Below are 23,219 nucleotides of genomic sequence, written 5' to 3'. Positions count from 1 at the left end.
CAAGCATCTCCGCCTATCACCAGCATTGGCCGCGACCATTCAGGTGATTACACCTGTAAGTTGCATCCACACCGGGCTTCGCCTCGGTGCCCCTTCCTTCGAGGTCTCGAAGATGCGCGTCGCGATCGTCCATGATTGGCTCTACGTCGTCGGCGGTGCCGAGCGCGTCCTGCACGAGATCCTGGCGATCTATCCCGAGGCGGACGTCTTCACGCTGTTCGATTTCCTGAGCCCGGCCGACCGCGCCAAGATCGGCGTCGGCGCCACGCGGACGAGCTTCCTGCAGCGGATGCCGCTGGTGCGCACCCGGCACCGCGCCTACCTGCCGCTGATGCCGATCGCCGTCGAGCAGTTCGACCTCTCGGCCTACGACCTCGTGATCTCGAGCAGCTACGCCGTCGCCAAGGGCATCCTGACCGGGCCGAGCCAGGTCCACGTGTCCTACATCCATTCGCCGATGCGCTACGCCTGGGACATGCAGCACAGCTACCTGCGCGAGAGCGGGTACGAGCACGGCGTCAAGAGCATGGTCGCCCGCATGATCCTGCACCGGATGCGCCTGTGGGACACCCGCACCGCCAGCGGGCCGGACGCGGTGGTCGCCAACTCCGCCTTCGTCGCCCGGCGCATCCGCAAGGTCTACGGCCGCGCCGCCGAGGTGATCCATCCGCCGGTCACGCAATCGGCGATCCGGGCGGACCTACCGCGCGGCGACCACTTCCTCGTGGCGAGCCGCCTCGTGCCGTACAAGAACGTGCGCGCGGTGATCGAGGCCTTCGCCCTGATGCCGGACCTCCGGCTCGTCGTCGCCGGGACCGGCTCCGAGGAGGCGCGCCTGCGCGAGGCGGCCGGGCCGAACGTGACGTTCGCCGGCTTCGTCGGGGATTCCGAGCTCCGCCGGCTGATGGGGACGGCGCGCGCCTTCGTGTTCGCGGCGGAGGAGGATTTCGGGATCATCCCGGTGGAGGCGCAGGCCGAGGGCACCCCCGTGCTGGCGCTCGGCCGCGGCGGCGCGCGCGAGACCGTGGCGACGCTCCCGCCCAACCGCTCGGGCATGTTCTTCGCCGAGCCGGACCCCGCCGCGATCGCGGCCTGCGTCCGCGACTTCACGGAGCAGGAGGGCATGTTCTCGCGCGCCGCCTGCCGCGCCCAGGCGGCGCTGTTCGCCCCGGAGGTGTTCCGCACCCGGTTCGCCGGCTTCGTCGACGAGCAGATGGCCCTCCACCGCGACCTCGGCGCCGGCCAGGAGCGCTCGGGCCACCGCCTCAAGGCCCTGGCCTGACCGAATCCGCCACGCTCGGCCCGCGCGCGGCGGCCCGAACCTCACAATCCCTTCCGCACGGTCGCGCGACCCCGTTCGCGAACCGGCGCCAGACCCGGTGGTCGACGATGACGACGTCCTACCTCAACCCCGCCCGCACCGCCGTGCCGGCCGCGCCGCGTTCGGGCCCGGCCACCGACCAGGCCGGCCCGTTCGCGACGATCTGGCGGCGGCGGCGCCTGTTCGCGGCGGTCTTCATCGGCGTCATGTCGGTGGCGATCGGGCTGCTGATGGTCGCGCCGGTGCAGTACCTGGCGGTCGGCTCGGTGATCGTGGCCGAGCCGGAGCCCGGCAGCAACAACGCCAACGCGTCGGTCGCCTGGATCCAGAAGCTCGGCGACCCGGCCGACATCGAGAGCCAGATGCTGGTGATCCGCGCGCCGCGGATCATGCGCCTCGTCGCCTCGGGCGACGTCGTCGAGAAGGTTGTGGCCGAGTGCCGGCAAATCGCGCGCGGCGGGCTCCTCGCGAGCCTGCTGCCGCCCAAGGAGGACGGCTGCGACAAGCTGCGCGGCAACACCGACCTGGTGGTCGACTACCTGCAGCGCCGCTACGTCGTCACCGGCGCCGGCCGCTCGCGCGTCATCAACATCGCCTACCGCTCGCCGAACGCCGAGACCTCCCAGGCGCTGACCAACGCGCTGATCACCGCCTTCCTCGACGACCAGCGCGGCGTGCTCGCCAACAGCCGCGAGGCGGCGACCGAGTGGCTGTGGAAGGAGATCCGCCAGCTCGACGCGTCCCTGCGCGACGACGAGGCCAAGATCCAGGCCTTCCGCCGGCGCAAGGGCCTGATGTCGGGCGCCAACGCGCCGATCACCTCCGAGCGGCTCAGCACCATCACCCAGCAGCTCTCGGCGGCCGAGACCGCCAAGGCCGACGCCGCGGCGCGCCTCTCCGAGATCAACGCCGACCAGGCCCGGGGCTCGATCAACGCCCCGGCGGTGCTGGCGAGCCGGACGATCGGCGACCTCAAGCAGCAGATGAACGTGGTGGCCGCGCAGATCGCCAACACCGGCACGGTGCTGGGGCCGAACCATCCGACGCTGCAGGCGATGCGCACGGAGCTCGCCGGCCTGAAGCTGCGCGTCGACCGGGAGGTCGCGAGCATCAGCGCCGGCTTGAAGAAGACCTTCGACGCGTCGAGCGCGCTCGCCAAGTCGCTGCGCCAGCAGATGGAGACCGCGAAGGCCGAGGCGGCGTCCGCGATGGACGACGAATCGGTCGTCGCCGGCATGGTGCGCAACGCCGAGATCAAGCGCGGCCAGTACACCGACCTGTACAAGCGCGCCAACGAGCTCGAGACCGAGCGCCGCATCCTCGTCGGCAGCACCCGGCTCGTCAGCCTCGCCGACGTGCCGGCCGCGCCGGTCACCCCGAAGCCGCTGCTGTTCCTCGGCGCCGGCTTCGTCCTGGCCGCCACGCTGGCCGCGGCCGCCGCGCTGCTGCGCGAACGCGCCGACCGCAGCGTTCGGACCTCGACGCAGCTCGCCGCGGTGGCCCACGCCCCCGTCTTCGCCCAGCTGCCGCACCTGCGCGCCGCCGGCGGACCGGCGCTGCTCGGACGGATGGGGGCCGCCGCCGGCGAGCTGCCGCTCGCCGCGGCGCTGCGCGACGCGCGCAGCGATCCGCTGATGCAGCAGGTCCTGCGCAACCTCGGCGCCCGGCTGATGCTGGCCGGCGCCGACGGCACTAGCCGCGCGATCCTGCTCACCTCGGCCGCGCCCGGCGAGGGCAAGTCCTTCACCACCCTCGCGCTCGCCCAGCTCAACGCGGCGAGCGGGCGCCGCGTGCTCGTCCTCGAATGCGACCTGCGCCGCCCGGTCTTCGAGACGGCTCTGGACCTGCCCGCCGGCCCCGGCCTCGCCGGCGTGCTGCGCGGCGAGGCCCTGCCGCGGGAGGCGGTGATCGCGACGGCGACGCCCAACCTCGACGCCATCCCCGCCGGCGCGGCGACCACGGAATCGACCGAGCTGCTGATGGGCAAGCGCATGACCGAGCTGCTGCTCTGGGCCCGCAAGTACGACCTGGTGCTGATCGACAGCCCGCCCGCGGCGATGCTGATGGACGCCCAGATCCTGGCGCGGCAGGTCGACGGCGTGCTGTGCTGCACCCGCTGGGGCCGCTCGCAGGTGTCGGCGATCAGCGCCACCGTCAACGGCCTGCGCGAGGCCGGCGGCGACGTGTTCGGGCTCGCGATCACCATGGTGCGGGCCGACGACCACCCGTTCTACGACACCGGGCACGAGCCGGCGCGCCGCTATCTCGGAGCCGCGTGATGGACCGTCCGCGGGTCGTGTTCGTCAACCACACCAGCACGATGTCGGGCGCCGAGATGGTGCTGTGCGATGCCGTGGGACCCTGGCGCGGCGCCACCGCCTTCCTGTTCGAGGACGGGCCGCTCGCGACCGCGCTGCGGGAGCGGGGGCTGGCGGTCGTCCGTGCGCGGCACGGATCCGGGCTGTCGTCCCTGCGCCGCGACGGCTCGCCCTGGCGCGCGATTCCGCTGGCCGGACGGCTCGCCGCGACGATCCTGGCGCTGGCGCGGACCGCGAAGGCCCACGACGTGGTCTACGCCAACTCGCAGAAGGCCTTCGTCCTCTCGGCCCTCGCCGCGGCTCTCGTGCGCCGCCCGCTGATCTGGCACCTGCACGACATCCTCGATCCCGCGCATTTCGGGGCGGCGCAGCGTGGGCTTCAGGTCCGCCTCGCCAACGCGTTCGCCGCCGGGGTCGTGGTTCCGTCGCAGGCCGCCGCCGACGCCTTCGTCGCGGCGGGCGGGCGACGGGATCTCGTCGAGGTTGTGCCCAACGGCCTCGACCTCGACGGCGAGCCCGGCGACCCGGCCGCCCTGCGCACGAGCCTCGGGTTGCCGCACGGCCCACTGGTCGGCGTCTTCAGCCGGCTCGCCCCGTGGAAGGGGCAGCACGTGGTGCTGGAGGCCCTGGCCCGCTCGCCCGGCACGGCGTGCATCGTCGCCGGCACCGCCCTGTTCGGCGAGGACGCCTACGCGAACGGTCTGCATGCGCGCGCGGCCGAGCGCGGGCTCGCCGACCGCGTCCACTTCCTCGGCCAGCGCGGGGACGTGACGCGCCTGATGCGCGCGGTGGACGCGGTGATCCATCCCTCGATCGCACCCGAGCCGTTCGGGCGCACCCTGGTCGAGGCGATGCTGGTCGGGACGCCGGTGATCGCCACCGATACGGGCGCGGCGGCCGAGATCCTCGACCGGGGCGCGGCGGGGACCCTGGTGCCGCCCGGCGACGCGGGGGCGCTCGCCGACGCCATCGCCCGCGTCCTGTCCGCGCCGCCGGGGCTCTCGGCCCAGGTCGCCCGGGCGCAGGCGACGGCCCGCGCGCGCTACGGCGCCGCGCGGATGCAGGCGAGCCTGGCCGAGATCGTCCGCCGCGTGGCGGCCGGTAAGCGACGGGCCGCCGCGATCGCGGGCGCTTCGCTGGACCGGCCGGCATGACCGCCGCGACGACGACGGGCGCCCTCGATCGGCCGGCGCCGGGGCGCCTTCACCGCCTCGACGGCGTGCAGATCCTGCGGGCGGTGGCGGCGGTGATGGTCGTCCTGCTCCATGCCGAGCTCTTGCTCGCGCTCCAGGCGGAGGCGCGCGGCCTCGCCATGCCGCGCTTCGCCGCCCTGCCGCTCGGGGCCGGCGTCGACCTGTTCTTCGTCATCTCCGGCTTCATCATCGTCTACGCGTCCGAGCCGCTGTTCGGCGCGCCCGGGGGCGCCGCGCGCTTCCTCAAGCGCCGCCTGCTGCGGATCGTGCCGCTGTACTGGTTCGCGCTCACGCTGCGCCTCGTCGTCCTGCTGGCCGCGGCCGCCGCCGGCCAGGCCGCCGCGCCGAGCCTGGCGGACGTGGCGACCTCGTACCTGTTCATCCCGTTCGACACCCGCGGCTTCGGGCCGGACTACCCGTTCCCGATCCTCGATCTCGGCTGGACGCTGAACTACGAGATGGCGTTCTACCTCGTCTTCGCCGGGGCGATGATGCTCGCGGCGCGGGCGATGAAGGCCTCCGCGCCCGCCGCGGCCCTGCGCGAGCGGGCGGCGCTGGCGGCCGTCTCGATCCTCGCCGTCGGCGTGCTCCTGGCCTGGCTGCGGCCGCCGGCCTTCGACCCGCTCCGGTTCTGGCTGCGGCCGATCGTGCTCGAATTCGCCGCCGGCATCGGCCTCGCGCTGCTGTTCCGCCGCGGCGTCCGGCTCGGCGTCGCCGGCGGCGTCCTGCTCTGCGGCCTCGGGATCGGCGTCTGGGCGACGATCGACCTGTCCGGGTTCGACGCCTCGTCTGCGCCCGGGAATTACGGCTGGGCCCGCACCCTGATCTGGGGCGGCGGCGCGGTGCTGATCGTCGCCGGCCTCGTCCTCGGCGGGCTCCGGTTCGACCAGGCGATCGCCCGGCGGATCGCGCGGATCGGCGACGCGTCCTACGCGCTCTACCTGCTGCACCCCTTCGTCTTCCTTGCCGCCAAGGCGGTCCTGCCGCGGCTGCCGCTGAGCGCCGGCCTGCTCTGGCCGCTGACGCTGCTCCTCGTCGCCGTGTCGATCGCCGCGACCGAGGCCTTCTATCGCAGCGTCGAGCGGCCGGTGCTGCGCTGGCTGCAGGGCCGGCCGCGCGACGCCGGCGCGGCGGGCGTGCGGGCGGGGGCATGACGGGCCATCGCGCTCGTGGCACGCGTTCCGCGGGGTCACACCGTCGCGCGGCGGGGTTGGAACGGCGGCCTCGCTTTCCCCATCCGGCGGGGCGGCGTATGAGGACGTTCCCGAACCGTTGCGAGACCCCATGTCCGCCTCCCCGATCGCTCTCCACGCGAGCGGTCCCGCACGCGACCCGGCCGCCGACGAGGCCCTCGACCCCGATGCGATGCGCCGGCCGCTGCCGGATGCGTGGTACTGCGTCGGCCAAGCCTCGGGCCTGACCGGCAAGGCGCTCCGCGCGGTCGAGCTGAACGGCGAGCAAATCGTGATCGGGCGCGATGCGGACGGCGCCCCGTTCGCGCTGCGCGACCGCTGCCCGCACCGCGGCATGGCGCTGTCCAAGGGCGGCTTCGACGGTGCCGAGCTGGTCTGCCCGTTCCACGGCTGGCGCTTCTCCACCGAAGGCCGCTGCCGCGACGTGCCGACCCTCTCCGAGCACGACACGGCCGACTTCTCGAAGATCGTGGTGCAGCGCTTCCCCGTGATCGAGAGCGCCGGCTTCGTCTGGGTCAACCCGCATCTCGGGACGCCGGGCGAAACGCCCGCCCTGCCGGCGCTCGACTTCCACCCGGTCGGCTCGCTCGTGGTCGAGCTCGTGGTCGAGGCCTCGTTCGACCTGACGACCTTGAGCCTCGTCGATCCCGGCCACGTCGCCTTCGTCCACGATTCGTGGTGGTTCCGGCCGTCCAAGGCGTTGCGCGAGAAGAAGAAGACGTTTCGGCCGGTGCCGCACGGCTTCGTCATGTCGAGCCACGCGACGACGACGAGCTCGCCGGTCTACCGCCTGCTCGGCGGGGTGCCCGACGTCGAGATCGAGTTCCGCCTTCCCGGCGTGCGCCTGGAGCGGATCACGGCGGGCGCCAAGCGCATGGCGAACTACACCTTCGCGACGCCGCTGACCGCCAACCGCACGATGCTCACCAACGCGCTCTACTGGAACGTCCCCGGCCTCAACCTGCTCAAGCCCGTCGCCCGCCCGCTGATGCGCCAGTTCCTGACCCAGGACCAGCAGGTGCTCCAGCACGCGCAACTGGGCCTCGACCGCAAGCCGACCATGGTGCTGTTCGGCCAGGGCGACCTGCCCTCGCAATGGTACTTTCGCCTGAAGCGCGAGGCGCTGGAGGCCGCGCGCGCCGGGCGCCCGTTCGCGAACCCGCTGGAGTCGCGGGAGCTGCGCTGGCGCTCGTGAGGGGCATCGGGGCGACCCGATGCGCGTCTCGGTCGCGATCCCGCCCGGGAACGTCGGTTCGGACCGCGCGATCTTGCCGTTCAGCTCCGATCAGTTCGGCAGCAGCCCCGCTTCCCGATAACTCTGGATCAGGGAATCGAACAGCGTTATGTCCGCGCGGCTTCGCGCGACGATCTGTGCGCCGGCGACCGCCGCGTAGACGGCACGCGCTCTCGCCTCGCCCTCGTTCGGCGCGACCAGCTCGGCGGCGACGAGCTGCCGACGCAGCCACGCCGTGTTGACGTCGGCGAAAGCCTGAACCTCCTTCAGGACCGGCTCGGGCAACGCATCGTATTCCGTCGCCATGAAGCTGCTGAGGCACATGCGGTTGTCGCGCGCCAGCGACAGGCGAAAGATGCCGGGGTACCGTCTCAGCGCCTCCGTCGGGCTCGAGGCATGCGCCGACACGTCCTCGAGGTCGCGGGCGATGTCCTCCCAATAGCGGCGCGCGACCGCCTCGCCGAGGAGGGCCTTGTTGGCGAAGTAGTAGTTGATGCTCGCGGCCTTGATGCCGACGGTCTCGGCGAGGTCGCGGAAATTGAGACCGCCGTAGCCGTAGGCCATCGCCGCCTCCCGGGCGGCCGCCAGGATCGCCTCCCGCACGTTCTCCTTCGACGTCGCTGCCATGCCCAACCTCCATCTGTCATATGGCAGACAGGGGTTGACGAGACAAGCGCCGGGACGTAGCGTGCTGCCTGTCATCTGACAGACAGATGAACGTGATGGAAAGCGAGACGACGATGTCCGACAAGCTCAGGCTCTTCACCTCCCCCTCGGCCTTCCCGAACCCGCAGCGCCTGCGGATCTTCATGCACGAGAAGGGCATCGCCGACCGCTTCGACGAGACGGTCTACGACATGTCGCCCGTCGGCGAGCAACGGGGATGGAAGCACCTGAAGATGAACGCCTGGGGCGAGACGCCGACCCTCGCGCTCGCGGACGGGTCCTTTCTCAGCGAGACCTCCGCCATCGCCCGCTACCTCGACGACGCGTTCGAAGGCCGCAAGATCATGGGCGAAACGGCGCTCGAGCGCGGCCTCGACCAGATGTGGGACAGCCGGGTGTGGGTGCACATCCTCTACCCCATCGTCACCGCGTTCCACGTCCTGCACCAGGGCCTGGGCCCGAAGCTCGAGCTGACCAGCAACCCGGCCTGGGGCGAGCATTCGCGCAAGGTGGCGCTGGCGCATGCCGGCCTGGTCGACCGGCATCTCGCCGACGGCCGCGCGTGGCTCCTGGGTGGCGATCAGCCGACCTTCTCGGACATCACGCTGGCGACGGCGATCGCGTTCTCCAAGTTTCCGGTCAACGCGACGCCCCTCGATGAGCGCTTCGAGCATCTCGATGCCTTCTGGCGGCGCTGGCAGACCCGGCCGACCTTCATCGCCGCCTACGCCGACCGGAGCAGCGGCGTCCCGGAGATCGACGAACGCGCCTGAGCGTCCGGCGGTCGGATCCGGTCATCGCCCCACCGCGAGCCGCCCCGTGCCGCCCTTGGACGCCGGCTTGCATTGGACGGCGGCTTGCAGACGCCGCCTGCCGACCAGTGCCGGCGCCCGTCCGCATGCCCGGCTTGGATCGGAGGAGGGCGGTCTCGAAGGCCGGGCCTCGACCCCTATCGCGCCTTCCCCCGCGTCGCCTCATCCCTGCAAGGCGTGATCGTCTTCGGATCGGGCCGCCGGTCGGGGGCCGGCGCCTCGAACACCGCGAGGTAGCCCACCCCGCCGTCGAGCACCGAAAAGCCCGTCTCGCGAAAACCCGCGGCGGACAGCTCGCAGCGCAGGAGCTTGGGCGGCGTGCCGTGGCGCGAGGGGATGTCGTCGGCGTCCACGATCCCCACCCGGCCGCCGGGCCTCATCGCGGCGGCGAGGTTGTGGAGAAGGCCGTAGGGCTGGGTGATCTCGTGGTACATGTGCACCAGGATCGCCGCGTCGACCGATCCGGGCGCGAGGCGCGGGTCGTGCGGCTCGCCGCGCACCACCGTGACGTTGGACAGGTCGGCCTTGCGCAGCCGGGCTTCGAGGTCGGCGAGGTAGCGCGGGGTCACGTCCTCGGCGAGCACCCGGCCCTGCGGCCCGACCAGCGGGCTCAGCCGCGTGACGTAGTAGCCGCTGCCGGCGCCGATGTCGGCCACCGTCTCGCCCGGCTTGAAGCCCATCAGGCGGGCGACCTGCCCGAACTCGTCGGCCTTGTCGCGCTGCGCCTCGAAGGCCCATTGCGCCGCGACGATCTCGGCCACCGGCCGGTCCGGCTTCGGGAAGGCGGCAGCCGGGGCGCCGGGCGGTCCCAGGGGTTCCGCCGCCTGCGCGCCGTGCGCCAGGGCCGGGAGAGCGAGGAGGAGGGCGAGGAGCGGTCTGATCATCGAAGTCCTGAACGCGCGAGGGCGGCGCTCGGTGCCGCGGCGTTGACCGCGCAGGCGTCCCGGCGCCATCAAGCGGCCATGACGAACCCGCCCCCTTCCGCCCCGCCCTGGCGGGCGACGATCCTCACGCTCTACCCCGAGATGTTTCCCGGGCCGCTCGGCGCCTCGCTGTCGGGCAGCGCGCTCGCCCGCGGCGAATGGGTCTGCGAGGCCCGCGACATCCGCGAGCACGGGCTCGGCCGCCACCGCAGCGTCGACGACAACCCGGCCGGCGGCGGCGCCGGCATGGTGCTGCGCTGCGACGTGCTCGGCCCCGCCATCGACGCCGCGACCGGGCCGGATGACGCCCGCCCCCGCCTGCTGATGTCGCCCCGCGGAAAGCCGCTGACGCAGGCGCGGGTGCGGGCGCTGAGCGCCGGGCCGGGCGCGCTGATCGTCTGCGGCCGCTTCGAGGGGGTCGACGAGCGGGTGATCGCCGGCCGCGCCCTCGAGGAGGTCTCGATCGGCGACTACGTGCTCTCCGGCGGCGAGATCGCGGCGATCACCCTGATCGACGCCTGCGTGCGCCTGCTGCCCGGCGTGATGGGCAAGGCGGCGTCCGGCGACGAGGAGAGCTTCGAGGGCGGCCGGCTCGAATACCCGCACTACACCCGCCCCCGCGACTGGGAGGGTCGGACGATCCCGGAGGTGCTGACCGGCGGCGACCACGGCGCGATCCGCGCCTGGCGCCGGGCCGAATCCGAGCGGATCACCGCCGAGCGCCGGCCGGATCTGCTCGGGTCGAGGCACGGCCCGTCGCAGGACGGATGAGGCATCCGACCCGACGAATGTTCGGAGACGGAACGGCTACGAGATCGACTCGGCTTTCGCAGGCCCGTCCGTCGCAGACTTCGCGCGCCACCAGCCTCGATGGCTCTCGAGAATTTCTCGCTCTTCACGTGAGAACAAGGCACGCAGGCTGATGGTGTCGATTGCCAGGGCGGGAACCATCGCAAGGCACGCCAGCACCGTGCTCGGATCATCACCCGATGGGCCCAGTGCAAATCCTGACGCCATCGCTCCCTGCAAGAGGGCGCCAAATCCGGCCGAGTGGATGGCGTGATAGTCTGAAAGGCTCAGATGCACCCGTGCGTACCGTTGGCCAACGATGATGATCGCGACAGCCCACGTAAAGACACCCGAAAATCCGTAAGCGCGATCGCTCGTCAGGCCCCAGGTGCTACGCATCCACATCGACATGCCGATCATCATCGCCATCGCAGTCGTGATCATCGCGATCTGGCGTGCTCGAATGCTCATGAATAGGTCCCCGCTCTGCGCGATCGCGCCACCTGAACGCTCGAATCGGGCCCATGAGACGGTGAAGCCGGCCGCAGGGCAAGAGACATCCGTGACGGCAACGGCCATGTGCTGAGCGGTCCTACCTCTTCGCGATGAGAGCCGCCTCGCGGCGACACGACCTCTTCCCGGAGAGCAGGCCTGGTCTCCGATGATGGAAGGCACGCTGCGTCCCTGGAGCGGAGGGATGCGACGGGCCGACAGCGCGCATCCGATGCCGGCGGCGAGACGGACATCCTTTCCGCAACGCGTTCCGGGCAGCAGTGCCGGCGAGAACCGGCATCCGGCCCTTGCACGGCCGCCGGCATCGGCGCATCCCGGCGGCGGGACACGCCTCCCCGACGAGGTGCGCCCATCTGTAAGGATGGATCCTCATGTTGCGCCGACCCGACACCCGCCCCCGGGTGCCCCATTTCTCCTCCGGCCCCTGCGCCAAGCGCCCCGGCTGGACCCCGGCGGCCCTGGCCGACGCGCCGCTCGGCCGCTCGCATCGCTCGGTCGCCGGCAAGGCCAAGCTCCGCCGGGCGATCGACCTGACCCGCGACGTGCTGCGCGTGCCGGCCGACTACCGCATCGGCATCGTCCCGGCCTCCGACACCGGCGCCGTCGAGATGGCGATGTGGTCGATGCTCGGGCCGCGGACCGTGGAGGTGGCGGCCTGGGAGGCGTTCGGCTCGGAGTGGGTCACCGACGCGTTGAGGCAGCTCAAGATCAGCCCGCGCATCCACCAGACGCCCTACGGCGTGCTGCCCGACCTGTCGGCGATCGACACGAAGCACAACGACGTGGTCTTCACCTGGAACGGCACCGCCGCCGGGGTGAAGGTGCCGAACGGCGACTGGATCGCCGCCGACCGCGAGGGGCTGACGATCTGCGACGCGACCTCGGCCGCCTTCGCCCAGGCGCTCGACTGGGACAAGCTCGATGTGGTGACCTTCTCCTGGCAGAAGGTGATGGGCGGCGAGGCGGCGCACGGCATGCTGGTGCTCTCGCCCCGCGCCGTCGCCCGCCTCGAGAGCCACGTCCCGGCCTGGCCGCTGCCGAAGGTGTTCCGCCTGACCAAGGGCGGAAAGCTGATCGAGGGGATCTTCTCCGGCGACACCATCAACACGCCCTCCATGCTCGCGGTCGAGGACTACCTCGACACGCTGGCCTGGGCGCAGGACCTCGGCGGGCTCGACGCCCTGCATGCGCGGGCGGACGGCAACGCGCGGGTGATCCACGACTGGGTCGCGCGCACGCCCTGGATCGCCAACCTCGCGGTCGACCCGGCGACGTATTCCAACACCGGCGTGTGCCTCGTCATCGCCGATGCCGACGTGCTGGCGCTGGGCGACGCGGTGGTGGAGCGCGTGGCCAAGGGCATCGTCGAGACCCTGGAGCGCGAGGGCGTGGCCCTCGACATCGGCGCCTACCGCGACGCGCCGCCCGGCCTGCGCATCTGGTGCGGCGGCACGGTGGAGCGGAGCGACCTCGAGGCGCTGACGCCCTGGCTCGACTGGGCCTTCGCCCGGGAGAAGGCGGCCCTGACGCAGGCGGCGTAGGAACGCGGCCCGCGCGCCACCCGGCAGCGCGCCAACGAAAACGGGCGGCCCGATCGGGCCGCCCGTTTTCGTTGGCGTGGTAAATGCGGGACCGTGAGGACGGCCCCGCAGGCCGCCGGGATCAGAAGGTGATGCCGGTCTCGACCATGTAGCGGTCCTGCGAGGTGCGGTTGCCGGTGCGGCCGAAGCCGGTGCCGAGGGTGCCGGCCGCCAGGCTGCCGCGGGTGATGTCGTAGAGCTCGACCCGCGAGTACTCGCCGCGGAGGAAGTACTGGCCGAAGGTGAAGGTCGGCGTGACGGTGAAGGAGAGCGCCTCGCTGCCGGCGCCGTAGAGGACGGAGGTGTCGGGGAACAGGCTCAAGCGGTTTCCGCTCTGGGCGATGTACTCGAAGCGGCCGGCCAGGGCGAAGTTGTCGGTGAAGGCGTAGCTCGCGAGGATCGCGCCGCCGAAGGTTTCGGCGCCGTTGAGCCCGAGGGCGGCGTTGCGCTCGACGTTGGTGTACTGGATGTAGGGCGTCACGATCCAGGGGCCGGCCGAGTAGGTGTAGTTCAGGCTGATGATGCTGCTGTTCTGCAGCGACAGGGGCGTGGCGTACTGGAAGCGCAGGCTCTGCAGGCCGGAATTGAAGCTGCTGAAGTGCGTGCCGCCGTTGATGCCGATCGTGTTGGCGTCGTCGATCTTGTAGGTGATCAGGCCGGTGATCCAGTTGAGCTCACCCGAGAAGAACCCGTCGGTCGCCGCCAGCGAGGCCGCCCACGGGCCGCTGGCGTAGTTCACCTGGACGCCCTGGTTGATCACGTTCTCCTGGTTGAACAGCAGGCCGCGGGAGATGTTCAGGTTCTGGAAGGTGAACGGCAGCTCCGAGCCGATGTTGGTCGGCATGCGGCCGCCCTGGAGCGACCACTCGTCGTTGATCTGGTACTTGCCGAATGCGATCGAGACCGGGGTGAAGAGCAGGTCGGTCTGATCGAAGGCGCTGTAGATCGGCGCGCCGAGGCCGGGGATCGTGTAGGCGCCGACCGCGACGTAGAACTGGAACGGGCCGTCGGCCTTCTGGATGAAGCCCTGCAGGTTCGAGAAGTCGACGCGGCCGGCGCGGTCGGCGGGAACGCCGGGCGGCGTGACTGCGGTGTTGAACGGGTTGGTCTGGGTGTAGGCGTAGCCGGTCACCGCGCCGCCGACGTAGATCTCGCCGATGCCGCCGATGGTGAAGCAGCTCGGGTTCGGGTTCTGCTTGATGACGCCGCCGTAGGCCGGGAAGGTGATCGCGACCTTGCAGGCCTCGGGGACCGGGGGCGGAGCGGGCTTGGCCGACAGGTCGGCGGCCGACACCTGTCCGACGCAGAGCAGCGTGGCGATCGACGCCGTGGCGCCCTGGAGGAACAGCTTCAAGGTCATATTCCGAGCCCCGTTTGTTTTTTGCTGCGGCCAAGGTGCCGAAAGTTCCCACTCTCCGCAAAAACAACTTTCGGGCAATTGCCTACGAAATGGGCAATCGCGGTCTCGACGGACCCGTGCCCAAGATGTGTTGCCGTCGCACCACAACCGAACGGGCCATTTGGCTTGGATGATCGGAAATTCCGTGGGTGTTCGTTAACGGATCGTAACCAAGCGCCCCCGGGACGAACCGGATCGACTGCATCGGCGAATCGCTCGACGCCCGAGCACTGATCCCGAGCTTGATCGCAAGCCTCGGGACGAGCCGCACGCATGGGCCTCGTTCGACGCTGCCCCGGACGAAGGATCGAGAGCCCCCGATCGCTGCCCCTGAACGCCTTGGAGGGGCCGCCACGAAAGAAGCCCCGGTGCAGGGCACCGGGGCTTCGTCGGCGTCACGGGGACGTCGATGGATCAGTAGTTGTAGGCGCGCTCGCCGTGATCGGCGATGTCGAGGCCCTCGCGCTCCTCGTCCTGGGTCACGCGCAGGCCGATCGTCAGGTCGACGAGCTTGTACAGGATCGCCGAGCCGATGCCCGACCACAGCAGGGTGAGGCCGACGGCCTCGGCCTGGATGATGAACTGGCTCATCATGTCGTAGGTGCCGAGAACCATCTCGCCGGGCTTGGTCGCGTAGTCGGGGATGCCGACGCCGCCGAGCTTCGGATCCACCAGGATGCCCGTCGCCAGGGCGCCGATGATGCCGCCGATGCAGTGGACGCCGAACACGTCGAGCGAGTCGTCGTAGCCGATCGCGTTCTTCACGGTGGAGCACATCACGAAGCAGACGCCGCCGGCGACGAGGCCGAGGACGATCGAGCCCATCGGGCCGGCGAAGCCCGAGGCTGGGGTGACGGCGACGAGGCCGGCGATGGCGCCGGAGACCATGCCGAGTAGCGACGGCTTTCCCTTCATCGCCCACTCCACGAACAGCCAGGAGACCGCCGCCGCCGCGGTCGCAACGAAGGTGTTGATCATGGCGAGCGCCGTGGTGCCGTTCGACTCGAGGTTGGAGCCGGCGTTGAAGCCGAACCAGCCGACCCAGAGCAGCGAGGCGCCGATCATGGTCATGGTCAGCGAGTGCGGGGCGAGCAGGTCACGGCCGTAGCCGATGCGCTTGCCGAGCATCAGGCAGCCGACGAAGCCGGCGATGCCCGCGTTGATGTGCACGACGGTGCCGCCGGCGAAGTCGAGGGCGCCCTTCTTGAACAGGAAGCCCGCATCGGCGTTGACGGCGTCGAGCGCGTCCTGCGCGGTCTTCTTGGCCGCGTCGTCGGTCGCCATGGCGAGCGCCTTGGCGGCGTTGCCGACCGCGTCCGGGCCGCCCCAGTACCAGACCATGTGCGCCATCGGGAAGTAGATCAGCGTCACCCAGAGGATGGTGAACACCACGAGCGCCGAGAACTTCATCCGCTCGGCGAAGGCGCCGACGATGAGGGCCGGGGTGATCATCGCGAACGTCATCTGGAAGCAGATGTAGACGTATTCCGGGATGACGACGCCGTTGGAGAAGGTGGCGACGGTCGAGTTCGGGTCGACGCCCTTCAGGAACGCCTTCGAGAAGCCGCCGACGAAGTCGTTGATGGTGCCGCCGTTGGTGAAGGCGAGGCTGTAGCCGTAGAACACCCACAGCAGGCAGACGATCGAGACGATCGCGAAGACCTGGGTCAGGACGGAGAGCATGTTCTTGGTGCGCACGAGGCCGCCGTAGAACAGCGCCAGGCCCGGCACGCTCATCATCAGCACGAGGGCCGACGAGATCAGCATCCAGGAGGTGTCGCCCTTGTTGGGCACCAGGGCGACGGGCGCGGGCGCCGAGGCCGCTTCCGGCACCGGCGTCTGCGCGAGGGACGGCTCGACGAGGACCAGGGCGAGCGCGGCCCCTCCCAGTCCGAGCGCGAGGGCGTTGCGAAGTTTCATGGACACGAGACTCCCGGGTCGCGGTGCTGTCAGGATTGTTGCGAGGCAGAAATGGGTGGTGAGGGCGGCGGCCCTCGCGGGCCGGCTCAGAGCGCGTCGGCGTCGGTCTCGCCGGTGCGGATCCGGACGGCCTTCTCCAGCGGCATGACGAAAATCTTGCCGTCGCCGATCTGGCCGGTGCGGGCGGCGCCCGCGATGGCGTCGATCACCGTGCTGGTCAGGTCGGCGGCGACCGCGACCTCGATCTTCAGCTTGGGCAGGAAGCTCACGGCGTATTCCGCGCCGCGGTAGATCTCGGTGTGGCCCTTCTGGCGGCCGTAGCCCTTGACCTCGGTCACCGTCAGGCCGTGCACGCCGATGCCGGTCAGTGCGTCGCGCACCTCCTCCAGCTTGAACGGCTTGATGATGGCCATCACGATCTTCATGCTTGGCGCCCCCTGCGTGGGTTGGGAACCGTGTGCCGCAGCCGACGCTCGGCAGGGGGTTCCGGTCCAGGATGGTCGCGCAGGATCCGAATGACCCCGCGATCGCCGGGCCCTCATTCAAGGACTATGCCAGCGCCGAACTTTTTGGGAACCTTTTCACGCGACCGCCGGATGCACACGCTTTGGTCGCGGACTGGCGCGGGGACGGGCTCAAGCTGAGCAGTAATCGCACACAAAACGGGCAAATGCTCATCAGAAGCGCAGTAATTCGGCGCGTGCGGCGGCCCGCCGGCGGTTTGACGCCAAACTAGGCCGGCCGCGGGCGGATCAGGCCCTCCTGCGCCACCGACGCCACCAGCGTCCCGTCGCGCGCGAAGATCTGGCCGCGGGCGAACCCCCGCGCGCCGGCGGAATTGGGGCTGTCCTGGGCGTAGAGCAGCCACTCGTCGGCCCGGAACGGGCGGTGGAACCACAGGGCGTGGTCGAGGCTCGCCGACTGGATGTCGGCATCGAACACCGAGCGCCCGTGGACGATCAGCGTGGCATCGAGCAGCGTCATGTCGGACGCGTAGGCGAGCACCGCCTGGTGGATCGCCGGATCGTCGGGGAGCTGCGAGGCCGCGCGCAGCCAGACGTTGCACAGCGGCGCCTGCGGCCCGCCTTCGAGATAGCGCCGCAGGTCGACCGGCTTCAGCTCGATCGGGCGCGGACGGCCGAAATAGCCGGCCACCGCCGCGGGGATGCCGGGCACGCCCTTGGCGAGCAGGGACTTGGTGTCGGGCAGCGATTCCGGGGGCGGCGCGTCGGGCATCGCCGCCTGGTGGGCGTGGCCGGCTTCCGTCACCTGGTACGAGGCAGTCATCGCGAAGATCGCGCGCCCGTGCTGGATCGCCTTGACCCGGCGCGTGGTGAAGCTCTGCCCGTCGCGGATGCGCTCGACCTCGTAGACGATCGGGACGCTCGGGTCGCCGCCGAGGAGGAAGTAGGCGTGGAGCGAGTGCGGCGCGCGGGCGCTCGGCACCGTCCGGGTCGCGGCGACCAGCGCCTGACCCACCACCTGCCCGCCGAACACCCGCTTCCAGCCGTTCCGCGGGCTGACGCCGCGGAACAGGTCGGTCTCCAGCCGCTCGAGGTCGAGGATGGCGAGAAGCTCGGCGACGATGCCGGAATCGGTCGGCGGGACGGGATCGGTCGGCATGGCTGTGCGGCGGGCTTTCGGGGCGAGGAGGCGTCCGCCATAGCATCCGCGCGGCCTGCCTCGCCATCGGGCTCGCGGTGCGACCGCGCTTCCCTGCGCCCGCCGGACGAGCCCGCGCGTTGCCTGCGGGCGGAAGCGGTGTCACTTCCTCGCGCGAGGGAACGATGAGGACGAGGCGATGAGGGGTTCGACGACCCGCCCGGGCAGCCGCCACCTGCTGCTCGCGGGCGCAGGCATCCCGGGCCTGTCGCTGGCCCTGGCGCTGCGCCAGGCGCACGGCGACGCGCTCGCCGTCACGGTCTGCGATCCGGGCCTTCCGCGCGCGGCCGAGCGGCAGCGCGGCCGGGCCTTCGCCATCGCGGCCGGCGGCCGGCGCATGCTGGAGCGGCTCGGGATCTGGGACCGGCTCGGGGCGGCGGCCGCGCCGATCACCGAGATGGCGATCAGCGACAGCCGGCTCGCCGACCCGGTCCGCCCGGTCTTCCTGACCTTCGCGCAGACGCCGCGCGATTCCGACGGCCCCTTCGCCCACATGGTCGAGGCGGAGACGCTGGCGGCGGCGCTCCGCGCGGCCTGCGCGGCGGCCGGCGTCGCGCTCGACCCGGTCGGGATCGCCCGCGCGGTGCCCGACGGCGACGCGATCCGCGCCACCCTCTCCGACGGCCGCACCCTCCGGGCCGCGCTGCTGGTGGCCGCCGACGGGGCGCGCTCGCGCCTGCGCGAGGCGGCCGGGATCGGCTGGGTCGGCTGGTCGTACCCGCAGACGGGCATCGTCGCGACGATCCGGCACGCGCGTCCGCACGGGGGCCGGGCGACCGAGCACTTCCTCCCGAGCGGGCCGTTCGCGATCCTGCCGCTGGCCGACGGGCCGCAAGGGCACCGCTCCTCGATCGTCTGGACCGAGCGGGCCGCCGACGTCGACGCCCTGCTCGGGGGCGAGCCCGACGCGGTGCTGGCCGAGATCGAGCGCCGGTTCACGCCCGATCTCGGGCGGCTGGCCCTGGAGCAGGGCCCGAGCGCCCATCCGCTCGCCTTCGGCATCGCCCGGCGCTTCCGCGCCGAACGCCTCGCGCTCCTGGGGGATGCCGCCCACGTCATCCACCCGATCGCGGGCCAGGGCCTCAATCTCGGCCTGGCGGATGCGGCGGCTCTCGCCGAGGCGGTCACCGGCGCCCTGCGCCTCGGGCTCGATCCCGGCGCGGCGGACGTGCTCGTCGCCTACGAGCGGGCGCGCCGGTTCGACACGCTGGCGATGGCGGCGGCGACCGACGGGCTCAACCGGCTGTTCTCGAACGACGCCCTGCCGCTGCGGATCGCCCGCGACCTGGGCCTCGGCCTCGTCGACCGGATGCCCGGCCTCAAGCGCTTCTTCGTCGGCGAGGCCGCCGCCGCGCGCGGCGCCCAGCCGCGCCTGCTGCGCGGCGAGGCGCTCTGACGTCTCACGTCATCTCTTCGACGCGCCCGGCTCTCTCCCCGTCCGCGGGGAAGGAGCCGGGCGCGGGCCTCGATCGGCCCGGGGAAACCCTTCAGGCCTTGGCCTTCTTGGCGCGGTCGATCGCCTCGTGGATCAGGCGGTGGGCCTCGGCCTTGTCGCCCCAGCGCACGAACTTGACCCACTTGCCGGGCTCGAGATCCTTGTAGTGCTCGAAGAAGTGCTGGATTTGCTGGATCGTAATCTCGGGCAGGTCGGTGTAGTTCTCGATCCGGTCGTAGCGCTTGGTGAGGTGGCGCGAGGGCACGGCGATGATCTTCTCGTCCTCGCCGCCCTCGTCCTCCATTACCATCACGCCGACCACGCGGGCGCTCATGATCGCGCCGGGCGCCACGGCGCGGGTGTTGGCCACCAGCACGTCGCAGGGGTCGCCGTCGCCGGACAGGGTGTGCGGGATGAAGCCGTAGTTCCCCGGGTAGAACATCGGGGTGTAGAGGAAGCGGTCGACGACGAGCGCGCCGGCCTCCTTGTCCATCTCGTACTTGATCGGTTCGCCGCCGAGCGGCACCTCGATGATGACGTTGACGTCGTGCGGCGGGTTCTTGCCGATCGAGATGTTGTCGATGATCATGGCGCTGGCGCATCCCGGAAGATCGGGGCCTCGCCCCGTTGCGCGGGTCTCATAAAGCCCTTGGCGCGCGAAGCAAATCCGCGCCGCGCCGCACGCCGCGACGAACGGGAAGAACCGTCAGCCGAACAGGTAGCCGACCTTCGGCAGCGGCACGCCGGCCAAGCGGTCGAGCGCGCGCGGGCCGGGTCGCCCGCCGAGGCCGGCGTAGAAGTCGGCGGCGCGGGCGTTGTCCTCCAGCGTCCAGGCGCCGATCCGCGCCAGGCCGTGGTCGGCGAGGTCGTTGCGGACCGCCAGGAACAGGCGCCGCCCGAGGCCGACGCCCTGGTATTCCGGCCGGAGATAGAGCTCGTCGACCTCGCCCTCGACGCCGAGCGACCGGCTGCGGGCGCGGCCGTAGCCGGCGTAGCCGACCACCGTGTCGGCGGTCTCGACCACCGCGATCGGCCGGCCGCGCTTGAGCGCGGCGCGCCACCACGCGCCGTCGCGCTGCGCGATCAGCCGCTCCAGCGCCACGCCCGGGATGATCCCGCGATAGGCCTCGCGCCAGGCCGCATCGAACACCGCCGACAGCGCGCCGACATCCGCGTTGCGGGCCCGGCGGATGCTCGTGGTGCGGGTGCTCATGGCCGGACCCTTCGGTTCGATCGTGCGGTTGGCGGGGGGCAACCCGCGGCAGGCCGTCAGATTCGCCCCCGATCGGGGCGAACAGAAGGCAGCCAAGCGCCCTTCGCGACCGGCACAGGCAAGGGAGATGCCGAATTGCCGGCCCGGGGGCGCGCTGATAGAGCCTGCCCCTCGCCACCACCGCGAGAGCCCGTGTTCAACCGCTTCCTCAGCCCCGAGACCCGCTACGCCCGGCGCATGGCCCGCATCGAACGCTTCGCGCGGCCGATCAGCGGCGCGCCGGCACGGCTCGGCGCCTGGGCGAACATGCTGTTCGTCGATCACGGCATCTTCCGGATGGCCTATCTCAACCGCCACCGGATCGGCACGGGCAAGATGTGGCGCTCGGCCCAGCCGGGCCCGCACCAGCTGGCGCGCTTCCGGGCGGAGGGGGTCCGCACCGTGGTCTCGCTGCGCGGCGGGCGCGAGCACGGCTCCTGGCCGCTGGAGCGCGAGGCCTGCGAGCGCCAGGGGCTCAAGCTCGTCGAGTTCGTGCTGCGCTCGCGCGAGGCGCCCTCCCGCGAGACGATCCTGGCCGCGCGCGACTTCTTCGCCGGCCTCGAATACCCGGCGGTGATGCACTGCAAGTCGGGCGCCGACCGGGCGGGCCTGGGCGCCGCCCTCTACCTGATCCTGCACGAGGACCGCCCGGTGGCGGAGGCCGCGCGCCAGCTCTCGGCCCGCTACGGCCATTTCCGCTTCGCCAAGACCGGGATCCTGGATGCGTTCTTCGCCCGCTACGCCCTGGAGGGCGCAGGGCAGGGGCTCGACTTCCTGACCTGGGTCGAGACCGTCTACGACCCGGAGGCGCTCAAGCGCGGCTTCCGGCCGGGCTTCTGGTCCGACGTGGTGGTCGACCGGGTGATCGGGCGGGAGTGAGCTACTCCGCCGCCGGCCGCGCCGCGTCGCGGAACGGGTGGGCCGGGTAGGTCCCGACGATCCGCAGCTCGCGCGAGAAGTAGGCGAGCTCGGCCAGCGCGCGGGCGAGGCCCGGCTCCTCGGGATGGCCGTCGACCTCGGCGTAGAACTGCGTCGCGGTGAACTCGCCGTCGACCATGTAGCTCTCGAGCTTCGACATGTTGACGCCGTTGGTCGCGAAGCCGCCGAGCGCCTTGTAGAGCGCGGCCGGGATGTTGCGCACCCGGAAGACGAAGCTCGTCACCATCGGGCGGTCGCCCGCCGCCACCGGCAGGGCCTCGGGGCGGAACACCACGAAGCGCGTCGTGTTGTGGGCCTCGTCCTCGACGTCGCGGGCGAGGATGTCGAGGCCGTAGACCTCTGCCGCCAGAGCCGGCGCCAGCGCCGCGCGGGAAGGATCGCCCGCCTCCATCACCTCGCGGGCGGCGCCCGCGGTGTCGCCGGCCACCACCGCCTTGAGGCCGAGCCGCCGGATGATGCGACGGCACTGGCCGAGCGCGTGGACGTGGGTGTGGACCGAGCGCAGGTCCTCGATCCGCGTGCCCGGCAGCACCATGAGCTGGAAGTGGATCGGCAGGAAGTGCTCGGCGACGATGTGCAGGGCCGAGGTCGGGATCAGGTGGTGGATGTCGGCGACGCGGCCGGCGATCGAGTTCTCGATCGGGATCATCGCCGCCTGCGCACGGCCCTCGGTGACCGCCGCGAAGGCGTCCTCGAAGGTGGGGCAGGGCAGGGCGGTCCAGTCCGGGTAGGCCTCCGCGCAGATGATGTGCGAGTTGGCGCCGGGCTCGCCCTGGTAGCTGATGGTCTTCGGATCGGTCATCGCAACGGTCAGTTGAGGCGGCGGGCGCCGAGCAGCGCGCGGGCGCGCTCCAGATCGGCGGGGGTGTCGACGCCGAGCGGCAGGTCGTCGACGATCGCGGCGTCGATGCGCATCCCGGCCTCCAGCGCGCGGAGCTGTTCCAGCTTCTCGCGGGTCTCGAGCTCGCCCGGCGGCAGCGCCATGAAGCGCGCCAGCGCCCGGCGGCGATAGGCGTAGAGGCCGATATGGTGGAACAGCGGCCCGTCGCCCCAGGGGGCGCGCGCGCGGGTGAAGTAGAGCGCGCGCAGGCGCTCCGGCCCGACCGTGTGGCCGACGAGCTTGACCACGTTCGGGTTCTCGGCCTCCGCCGGGTCGACGATCGGCGCACACAGCGTGGCGATGTCGACCGCGCGGTCGGCGAGCAGCGCCACCGCCGCCCCGATCGCCCGCGGATCGATCGTCGGCAGGTCGCCCTGCACGTTGACGACGACGTCGTGGTTGCCCTGCGGGTCGACGATCTCCAGGGCCTCGGCGAGGCGGTCGGAGCCCGACGGGTGATCGGCCCGCGTCATCACCGCGACGCCGCCCACCGCCTCGACCGCGGCGGCGATCTCGGCGGTGTCGGTGGCGACGACCACCGGCCCGATCCCGGCCTCGACCGCGCGGCGCCAGACATGCACGATCATCGCCTCGCCGGCGATCAGCGCCAGGGGCTTGTTCGGCAGCCGCGTCGCCGCGAGGCGGGCGGGGATCAGGACGAGGGGATCGGACATCGACGGGCGATCTGCGGGACGGCGGCCGGGCCGCGGGCCGGTGCTTAACAGGCGCCCGCCGGCTTGTCATCGAAGCCGTGCGCCGGGCCTCGGGCGCGCGGCGCGGGCACTCGCGCCGCCCGGGCGCGTCGAGGCGGGCGGCGGCGTGCGACCAATCGTGTGCCGACTGTCACCCATTCCGCCATTGTCAAGGTCGGCTTCGAACGGCTAAGCACCCTCGAAATCTTCCAAAGTCCGGCGCCGGCAGGCCGGGCGCGGATTCGCCCGCCGCGCAGCGCGACAGGAGTTGAAGAAAGCATGGACTCGTTCGAGCTGAACAAGGTGGCCGGTGCGGTGCTCGGCGCCCTGCTGTTGGTGGCCGGATCGGGCTTCGTCGCCGAGCTGATCTACCATCCCAAGCCCGCGGGCAAGGCCGGCTACGACCTGCCCGAGGCCAAGGAGGAGAGCGCCGCGGCGCCCGAGGCCGCCAAGGTCGAGCCGATCGCCGTGCGGCTGGCCTCCGCCAACGTCGAGAAG

General features: G+C 71.7%; 21 protein-coding genes and 1 pseudogene. 11 read left to right on the top strand and 11 right to left on the bottom strand.

The features are described from left to right. Window positions 1–112: 112 nt before the first annotated feature. The 5 genes from MKK60_RS09920 (at window position 113) to MKK60_RS09900 (ending at window position 7,220) form a co-directional block, all read left to right on the top strand. Complete coding sequence (locus MKK60_RS09920) at window positions 113–1,282, top strand: glycosyltransferase (protein ID WP_243985419.1); 1,170 nt, start codon at window positions 113–115, stop codon at window positions 1,280–1,282. Window positions 1,283–1,389: 107 nt separating this feature from the next. Then, a complete protein-coding gene (locus MKK60_RS09915; protein WP_243985417.1) occupies window positions 1,390–3,600 on the top strand; it encodes a GumC family protein in 2,211 nt (736 codons plus the stop codon). Next, window positions 3,600–4,793, top strand: coding sequence for a glycosyltransferase (locus MKK60_RS09910; RefSeq protein WP_243985415.1), 1,194 nt, complete (start codon window positions 3,600–3,602; stop codon window positions 4,791–4,793). Before MKK60_RS09915 ends, MKK60_RS09910 begins: the two co-directional genes overlap by 1 nt. Then, window positions 4,790–5,986 carry an acyltransferase family protein gene (locus MKK60_RS09905; RefSeq protein ID WP_243985413.1) on the top strand — a complete coding sequence of 399 codons (1,197 nt, stop codon included), beginning with the start codon at window positions 4,790–4,792 and terminating at the stop codon, window positions 5,984–5,986. The genes MKK60_RS09910 and MKK60_RS09905 overlap by 4 nt, the downstream gene beginning before the upstream one ends. 130 nt (window positions 5,987–6,116) lie before the next feature. Then, window positions 6,117–7,220: an aromatic ring-hydroxylating oxygenase subunit alpha gene (locus tag MKK60_RS09900; RefSeq protein ID WP_243985411.1), complete on the top strand. Its 1,104-nt coding sequence runs from the start codon at window positions 6,117–6,119 to the stop codon at window positions 7,218–7,220. Between the two features lie 90 nt (window positions 7,221–7,310). On the opposite strand, the gene MKK60_RS09895 is transcribed toward MKK60_RS09900, so the two are convergent. Continuing rightward, window positions 7,311–7,886: a TetR/AcrR family transcriptional regulator gene (locus tag MKK60_RS09895; RefSeq protein WP_147729122.1), complete on the bottom strand. Its 576-nt coding sequence runs from the start codon at window positions 7,884–7,886 to the stop codon at window positions 7,311–7,313. Window positions 7,887–7,981: 95 nt separating this feature from the next. Between MKK60_RS09895 and MKK60_RS09890 the strand changes: the two genes are divergently transcribed. Further along, a complete protein-coding gene (locus MKK60_RS09890) occupies window positions 7,982–8,698 on the top strand; it encodes a glutathione S-transferase family protein (RefSeq protein ID WP_243985409.1) in 717 nt (238 codons plus the stop codon). A gap of 176 nt (window positions 8,699–8,874) precedes the next feature. On the opposite strand, the gene MKK60_RS09885 is transcribed toward MKK60_RS09890, so the two are convergent. Next, complete coding sequence (locus MKK60_RS09885) at window positions 8,875–9,621, bottom strand: class I SAM-dependent methyltransferase (RefSeq protein WP_243985407.1); 747 nt, start codon at window positions 9,619–9,621, stop codon at window positions 8,875–8,877. Window positions 9,622–9,699: 78 nt separating this feature from the next. Between MKK60_RS09885 and trmD the strand changes: the two genes are divergently transcribed. Then, on the top strand, window positions 9,700–10,431 hold the full coding sequence (trmD, locus tag MKK60_RS09880; RefSeq protein WP_243985405.1) for a tRNA (guanosine(37)-N1)-methyltransferase TrmD: 732 nt from the start codon (window positions 9,700–9,702) through the stop codon (window positions 10,429–10,431). Window positions 10,432–10,467: 36 nt separating this feature from the next. Here the strand turns inward: trmD and MKK60_RS09875 are convergent, their stop codons facing one another. Further along, entirely contained in the window at window positions 10,468–11,028 is a 561-nt protein-coding gene (locus MKK60_RS09875; RefSeq protein ID WP_243935744.1) for a hypothetical protein, read from the bottom strand. A gap of 305 nt (window positions 11,029–11,333) precedes the next feature. On the opposite strand from MKK60_RS09875, the gene MKK60_RS09870 reads away from it, so the two are divergent. After that, window positions 11,334–12,503: a phosphoserine transaminase gene (locus tag MKK60_RS09870; RefSeq protein ID WP_243985403.1), complete on the top strand. Its 1,170-nt coding sequence runs from the start codon at window positions 11,334–11,336 to the stop codon at window positions 12,501–12,503. Window positions 12,504–12,624: 121 nt separating this feature from the next. On the opposite strand, the gene MKK60_RS09865 is transcribed toward MKK60_RS09870, so the two are convergent. The 4 genes from MKK60_RS09865 to tesB form a co-directional block, all read right to left on the bottom strand. Further along, the gene (locus MKK60_RS09865) at window positions 12,625–13,902 is read right to left on the bottom strand and encodes an outer membrane beta-barrel protein (protein ID WP_147728186.1); all 1,278 of its coding nucleotides are present in this window, start codon (window positions 13,900–13,902) and stop codon (window positions 12,625–12,627) included. 453 nt (window positions 13,903–14,355) lie between these two features. Then, on the bottom strand, window positions 14,356–15,861 hold the full coding sequence (locus tag MKK60_RS09860; RefSeq protein WP_243985401.1) for an ammonium transporter: 1,506 nt from the start codon (window positions 15,859–15,861) through the stop codon (window positions 14,356–14,358). A gap of 86 nt (window positions 15,862–15,947) precedes the next feature. Beyond that, a complete protein-coding gene (locus MKK60_RS09855) occupies window positions 15,948–16,286 on the bottom strand; it encodes a P-II family nitrogen regulator (protein ID WP_147728184.1) in 339 nt (112 codons plus the stop codon). A gap of 307 nt (window positions 16,287–16,593) precedes the next feature. After that, the gene (gene tesB / locus MKK60_RS09850) at window positions 16,594–17,484 is read right to left on the bottom strand and encodes an acyl-CoA thioesterase II (protein WP_243985399.1); all 891 of its coding nucleotides are present in this window, start codon (window positions 17,482–17,484) and stop codon (window positions 16,594–16,596) included. 178 nt (window positions 17,485–17,662) lie between these two features. Here tesB and MKK60_RS09845 point away from each other — a divergent pair, with 178 nt between their 5' ends. Further along, window positions 17,663–18,919 (top strand): FAD-dependent monooxygenase, encoded by a 1,257-nt coding sequence (locus MKK60_RS09845; protein ID WP_243935738.1) that lies wholly within the window; start codon window positions 17,663–17,665, stop codon window positions 18,917–18,919. Window positions 18,920–19,010: 91 nt separating this feature from the next. Here MKK60_RS09845 and ppa read toward each other — a convergent pair whose 3' ends face one another. Both ppa and MKK60_RS09835 read right to left on the bottom strand, forming a co-directional pair. Continuing rightward, window positions 19,011–19,547 (bottom strand): inorganic diphosphatase, encoded by a 537-nt coding sequence (gene ppa, locus MKK60_RS09840; protein WP_147730016.1) that lies wholly within the window; start codon window positions 19,545–19,547, stop codon window positions 19,011–19,013. 117 nt (window positions 19,548–19,664) lie between these two features. Beyond that, on the bottom strand, window positions 19,665–20,171 hold the full coding sequence (locus tag MKK60_RS09835; protein ID WP_147844117.1) for a GNAT family N-acetyltransferase: 507 nt from the start codon (window positions 20,169–20,171) through the stop codon (window positions 19,665–19,667). Between the two features lie 192 nt (window positions 20,172–20,363). Here MKK60_RS09835 and MKK60_RS09830 point away from each other — a divergent pair, with 192 nt between their 5' ends. After that, window positions 20,364–21,089: a tyrosine-protein phosphatase gene (locus tag MKK60_RS09830; RefSeq protein WP_147844116.1), complete on the top strand. Its 726-nt coding sequence runs from the start codon at window positions 20,364–20,366 to the stop codon at window positions 21,087–21,089. 1 nt (window position 21,090) lies between these two features. Here the strand turns inward: MKK60_RS09830 and MKK60_RS09825 are convergent, their stop codons facing one another. Both MKK60_RS09825 and MKK60_RS09820 read right to left on the bottom strand, forming a co-directional pair. Continuing rightward, complete coding sequence (locus MKK60_RS09825) at window positions 21,091–21,951, bottom strand: prephenate dehydratase (protein ID WP_147729380.1); 861 nt, start codon at window positions 21,949–21,951, stop codon at window positions 21,091–21,093. 8 nt (window positions 21,952–21,959) lie between these two features. Next, window positions 21,960–22,703, bottom strand: coding sequence for a 3-deoxy-manno-octulosonate cytidylyltransferase (locus MKK60_RS09820; RefSeq protein WP_147729379.1), 744 nt, complete (start codon window positions 22,701–22,703; stop codon window positions 21,960–21,962). A 297-nt stretch (window positions 22,704–23,000) separates the two neighbouring features. On the opposite strand from MKK60_RS09820, the pseudogene MKK60_RS09815 reads away from it, so the two are divergent. Further along, a pseudogene (locus MKK60_RS09815) lies at window positions 23,001–23,219 on the top strand (cytochrome c family protein); the annotation flags it as partial.

It is taken from the genome of Methylobacterium sp. J-092 (genome assembly GCF_022829325.1).
Classification (GTDB): domain Bacteria; phylum Pseudomonadota; class Alphaproteobacteria; order Rhizobiales; family Beijerinckiaceae; genus Methylobacterium.
This window is presented reverse-complemented; position numbering and strand designations above follow the sequence as displayed.

Excerpts from the sequence above, each read along its gene's own strand:
- MKK60_RS09910 (WP_243985415.1), top strand. The coding sequence starts at position 3,600 with ATGGACCGTCCGCGGGTCGTGTTCGTCAACCACACCAGCACGATGTCG.
- MKK60_RS09900 (WP_243985411.1), top strand. The coding sequence starts at position 6,117 with ATGTCCGCCTCCCCGATCGCTCTCCACGCGAGCGGTCCCGCACGCGAC.
- MKK60_RS09905 (WP_243985413.1), top strand. The coding sequence starts at position 4,790 with ATGACCGCCGCGACGACGACGGGCGCCCTCGATCGGCCGGCGCCGGGG.
- MKK60_RS09870 (WP_243985403.1), top strand. The coding sequence starts at position 11,334 with ATGTTGCGCCGACCCGACACCCGCCCCCGGGTGCCCCATTTCTCCTCC.
- trmD (WP_243985405.1), top strand. The coding sequence starts at position 9,700 with ATGACGAACCCGCCCCCTTCCGCCCCGCCCTGGCGGGCGACGATCCTC.
- MKK60_RS09895 (WP_147729122.1), bottom strand. The coding sequence starts at position 7,886 with ATGGCAGCGACGTCGAAGGAGAACGTGCGGGAGGCGATCCTGGCGGCC.
- MKK60_RS09820 (WP_147729379.1), bottom strand. The coding sequence starts at position 22,703 with ATGTCCGATCCCCTCGTCCTGATCCCCGCCCGCCTCGCGGCGACGCGG.
- MKK60_RS09875 (WP_243935744.1), bottom strand. The coding sequence starts at position 11,028 with ATGGCCGTTGCCGTCACGGATGTCTCTTGCCCTGCGGCCGGCTTCACC.
- MKK60_RS09835 (WP_147844117.1), bottom strand. The coding sequence starts at position 20,171 with ATGAGCACCCGCACCACGAGCATCCGCCGGGCCCGCAACGCGGATGTC.
- ppa (WP_147730016.1), bottom strand. The coding sequence starts at position 19,547 with ATGATCATCGACAACATCTCGATCGGCAAGAACCCGCCGCACGACGTC.
- MKK60_RS09865 (WP_147728186.1), bottom strand. The coding sequence starts at position 13,902 with ATGACCTTGAAGCTGTTCCTCCAGGGCGCCACGGCGTCGATCGCCACG.
- tesB (WP_243985399.1), bottom strand. The coding sequence starts at position 17,484 with ATGCCGACCGATCCCGTCCCGCCGACCGATTCCGGCATCGTCGCCGAG.
- MKK60_RS09885 (WP_243985407.1), bottom strand. The coding sequence starts at position 9,621 with ATGATCAGACCGCTCCTCGCCCTCCTCCTCGCTCTCCCGGCCCTGGCG.
- MKK60_RS09855 (WP_147728184.1), bottom strand. The coding sequence starts at position 16,286 with ATGAAGATCGTGATGGCCATCATCAAGCCGTTCAAGCTGGAGGAGGTG.
- MKK60_RS09825 (WP_147729380.1), bottom strand. The coding sequence starts at position 21,951 with ATGACCGATCCGAAGACCATCAGCTACCAGGGCGAGCCCGGCGCCAAC.
- MKK60_RS09860 (WP_243985401.1), bottom strand. The coding sequence starts at position 15,861 with ATGAAACTTCGCAACGCCCTCGCGCTCGGACTGGGAGGGGCCGCGCTC.
- MKK60_RS09920 (WP_243985419.1), top strand. The coding sequence starts at position 113 with ATGCGCGTCGCGATCGTCCATGATTGGCTCTACGTCGTCGGCGGTGCC.
- MKK60_RS09915 (WP_243985417.1), top strand. The coding sequence starts at position 1,390 with ATGACGACGTCCTACCTCAACCCCGCCCGCACCGCCGTGCCGGCCGCG.
- MKK60_RS09890 (WP_243985409.1), top strand. The coding sequence starts at position 7,982 with ATGGAAAGCGAGACGACGATGTCCGACAAGCTCAGGCTCTTCACCTCC.
- MKK60_RS09845 (WP_243935738.1), top strand. The coding sequence starts at position 17,663 with ATGAGGGGTTCGACGACCCGCCCGGGCAGCCGCCACCTGCTGCTCGCG.